Source organism: Streptomyces ossamyceticus, from assembly GCF_001418475.1.
GTDB lineage: Bacteria > Actinomycetota > Actinomycetes > Streptomycetales > Streptomycetaceae > Streptomyces > Streptomyces ossamyceticus.
This window is the reverse complement of sequence record NZ_LIQX01000819.1, coordinates 1-2,887: the sequence shown is the minus strand read 5'-3', so window position 1 is coordinate 2,887 and position 2,887 is coordinate 1. Positions and strand designations below refer to the sequence as shown.

The 2,887-nt window shown below is 75.0% G+C and carries 2 protein-coding genes; both read right to left on the bottom strand.

The window, feature by feature from the left end:
* Positions 1-50: 50 nt before the first annotated feature.
* Positions 51-1,871, bottom strand: a complete 1,821-nt coding sequence (locus AOK15_RS39270) for a serine/threonine-protein kinase (RefSeq protein WP_055523788.1) — start codon at positions 1,869-1,871, stop codon at positions 51-53.
* 414 nt (positions 1,872-2,285) lie between these two features.
* On the bottom strand, positions 2,286-2,887 hold a 602-nt coding region (locus AOK15_RS39265), incomplete at its 5' end, for a DcrB/PsbP domain-containing protein (protein ID WP_478078828.1).

Below are 2,887 nucleotides of genomic sequence, written 5' to 3'. Positions count from 1 at the left end.
ACCCGCGAACGTGCCCGCGCCGTCCCCAACCCGCGAACGTGCCCGCGCCCTCACGAACCCGCGAAGGTGTCCACCGCGACGTCGAAGTACTCCTTCGCCTCGCTCACCCTCCCGACCGGCGCCGAGACCCACACGTCGTACAGCTTTCCGTCCCGCTCCCAGCACAGGTCGTACGTGTGCCGGGGGCCCTCCGCCGAGCTGAAGCCGTCCCAGGTGAACTCCCAGAGCGCCGCCGGCCGCCCCTGGTGCGTCGTCCGGGCCACTCGGCCGTCGCGGTAGCCGGGGTTCGTGGAGGGGCCCTTCTCGTGGGCGCGCCGCATCACCGCGACCGGTCCGCCCTCCTCCGGGTCGTCGACCTTGACACCGATCCGGATCGACTGCCCCGGCGACATGTAGAAGACCCGCTCCCCTTGCGGCTCCCGGGTGAAGTCCTCCGGCACGGCGAGGCTGAAGCCCCGATCGTCCCGGGCGAGCCGGTACCCGGAGGGCACGGTCGGCGCCGTGGCCGCCCGTGACCGCGTCACGGTGGGCGTGGCACCACCCGACGAACCCGAGGACGCCCCCGACGACGCGCCTTCCGTCGTCCCGGACGCCGTGCCGGAGGCCGCACCCGAGGCCGTCCCGTCGGTGCCCGGGGTGTCCCGTCCGCCCGACTGGCCCGCCGAGCCGGACGGCGTGTGCGACGTGCTGGGCGTCCGGGGCGCCGATGTCGTCGGCGAACCGCCCCCGGGGCCGCCGCCCTCCCCCAGCAGCAGTGCGGCCGCCGACACGCCGGCCCCGGCCATCGCCGCGACCAGCGCGGCGGCGACCAGGACGCTCCGGGTCGGCTGCGGTCGCCGGAACCCGCCCGGCTGCTCCCGCAGGGCCGCCGCCCCGTCGTGCGCGGGCCCGCCGGGCCGCCCGGGTCGTTCGGGGTGGTCCCGGTGCCCGGCCTCCGGCGTGTCGTGAGGGGCGGCCGTCGGGGGCGTGCGCGGCATGTCGCGCCGGGTCGGTGTGTAACCGGTCGAGGTGCGCGGCCCTTTGGGCGGTCTCGGCGTACGGCCGGTCTCCCGGAACGCGCGCAGCAGCCGCTCTGCCTCCGCCGCGCCGAGCCGCTGGTCGGGGTCGCGCTCCAGCAGGCCGCGGATGACGGGCAGCAGCGGCGCGGCCTGGGCCGGTGGCCGGATCTCGTCGAAGACGACGGCGTGCAGGATGCCGCCCAACGAGTCGCGGCGGAACGGGGACTCCCCGCTGAGCACGGTGCACAGCAGCGCGCCCAGCGACCACAGGTCGGATTCCGGTCCGGTACGGACGCCGGACATCCGTTCAGGCGCGGTGTACTCGGGCGAGCCGACGAAGGACCCGTTCTCGGTGAGCGTGGTGGCGCCCGCGACCTGGGCGATGCCGAAGTCGGTGAGGACGACCCGGTCGGTGCCCTTCTCCAGCAGGACGTTCGCGGGTTTGAGGTCGCGGTGCAGGACACCCTCGTCGTGCGCCCGCCGTAGCGCGGCCAGCAGGGCGAGCCCGATCCGGGCGGCCTCCCGCGCGTCGACCGGCCCGTCGGCCGCGACCCGCTCCGCGAGCGAGCCGCCGTCGATGAACTCCATGACGATGTAGGGGCGTTCGTCCTGCTCGACGACGTCGTGGACGACGATGATGTGCGGGTGGCCGAGCCGGGCCACCGCCCGGGCCTCCCGCAGGGTGCGTTCGCGCAGCTGCCGGGACGTCTCCTCCGGGAGCGAGGGGTCGAGGGCCAGCTCCTTGACCGCGACACGCCGACCGAGGAGTTCGTCGGTGGCACGCCACACGATGCCCATACCGCCGCGGCCGACCCTGGCCTCCAGCCGGTACCGGCCCGCTATGACGCGGACGCTCTCCCCCTCGGTCCCCATGCGCCCCATCATGCCGCACCGGACCGGAACCCTCCGGTGCGGCGAGGCAGGGCTGGCCGACAAGCGACGTACGCGCGGCTCGCGAGCGCCGCGTACGCGCCACGCGTGGGCCCCCGACCCCGAGTCGGGCCGGCCCCGGCTCCGAATCGGGCCGTTCCCCGGCTCCGAGTCGGGCCGCCCCCTGGCCCCGAGTTCGGCCGGTCCGGCCTCCGAGCCGGCCGGTCCATCCCCCGAACAAGCCAGCCCTGTCCCGCAGTCGACCGGCCCGGCACGGTGTTGCCCCCGGGCGCCCGGCTGCGCCCCCTCCCCCTCACTCACGTTCGCCATCGCGCCTGAGGCGCCACCCACTTGGCCCTGTCGGACCACCGAGGCCGGTCTACGCCGGCGCGCCTCGGGTCACTTGCGTCCCTCGGGTCACTTGCGTGCCTCGCGCCAGCTGCGCAGCACCGTGTCGAACTGCTGGCGCGCGGTGTCCCAGTCGGCGGCGGGCGAGGACATGTAGATCGTGTACTCGACGCCGTCGCGGGCGAGATACGTCTGCTCGATCGCCCGGCGCGGGCCGGGGAAGTCGGTGTCCTGGGCCGCGTTCCAGGTGAAGTCCCAGAGCGCGCCCGGACGGTCGCGGTACAGGTTCTCCTTCAGGCCCACCCGCCGGTACGCGGGGAGCCGGTCCTTCACCTGTTCCTCCAGGTCGAGCTGGTGGTGGTACGGGCTGTCGAAGTCCGGAGAGTCGTCGACGGCCACCCGGAGGAAGTGTTCGCCGCCGTCCGGTGTGTAGTCGATCTGCACACCCTCCACCTGACGCTTCCACCCCTTGGGCAGGGCGAGACTGAACCCCTCCGGGTCCTCGACGCGAACCCATCCCTCGGGGACGCCGTCCGTCGCCGGCTGGCCCTGGCCCGTGGTCGTACCGCCGGTCCCGGCCGTCGTACCGGCCGTGGCCGAGGTGTTCTCCGTCCGCCACTCGTCCGCGTAGTGCATCGCGGCGGCGCCCCCGCCGCCGCGATGCACTACGC